This window comes from Klebsiella ornithinolytica NBRC 105727 = ATCC 31898 (assembly GCF_001598295.1).
Classification (GTDB): domain Bacteria; phylum Pseudomonadota; class Gammaproteobacteria; order Enterobacterales; family Enterobacteriaceae; genus Klebsiella; species Klebsiella ornithinolytica.
On record NZ_BCYR01000035.1, the window covers coordinates 1 to 913 of the forward strand.

1 protein-coding gene is annotated in these 913 nt (G+C 54.3%); it reads right to left on the bottom strand.

What is annotated here, in order from left to right:
* Positions 1 to 913 (bottom strand): elongation factor Tu (gene tuf / locus ROR01S_RS25600; RefSeq protein ID WP_064359987.1); only part of this gene is annotated, 913 nt, incomplete at both ends.

Consider the following 913-nt stretch of genomic DNA (forward strand, 5'->3'; position numbering starts at 1 on the left):
TCTCTACGCCTTCCGGCAGTTCGATGGTGCCAGTCACGTCAGTTGTACGGAAGTAGAACTGCGGACGGTAGCCTTTGAAGAACGGAGTATGACGGCCGCCTTCGTCTTTGGACAGAATGTACACTTCAGATTCGAACTTGGTGTGCGGCTTGATAGAGCCCGGCTTAGCCAGTACCTGACCACGTTCGATTTCTTCACGTTTGATACCACGCAGCAGAACACCAACGTTCTCACCAGCACGGCCTTCGTCCAGCAGTTTGCGGAACATTTCAACGCCAGTACAGGTAGACTTCGCAGTCTCTTTGATACCAACGATTTCAACTTCTTCGCCCACTTTGATGATACCGCGCTCTACACGACCGGTAACAACGGTACCACGACCGGAGATGGAGAATACGTCTTCGATCGGCAGCAGGAACGGCTTGTCAATCGCACGCTCTGGTTCCGGGATGTAAGAATCCAGGTAGCCAGCCAGTTCGATGATTTTCGCTTCCCAGTCTGCTTCGCCTTCCAGCGCTTTCAGAGCGGAACCACGAACGATCGGCGTGTCGTCGCCCGGGAAGTCGTACTGAGACAGCAGCTCACGGACTTCCATTTCAACCAGTTCCAGCAGCTCTTCGTCATCAACCATGTCGCATTTGTTCAGGAACACGATGATGTACGGAACGCCTACCTGACGACCCAGCAGGATGTGCTCACGAGTCTGCGGCATCGGGCCGTCAGTCGCAGCAACAACCAGGATCGCGCCATCCATCTGAGCAGCACCGGTGATCATGTTTTTAACATAGTCGGCGTGGCCCGGGCAGTCTACGTGTGCGTAGTGGCGAGTCGGGGTGTCATATTCAACGTGAGAAGTGTTGATGGTGATACCACGAGCTTTCTCTTCCGGCGCGTTATCGATCTGGTCGAATGC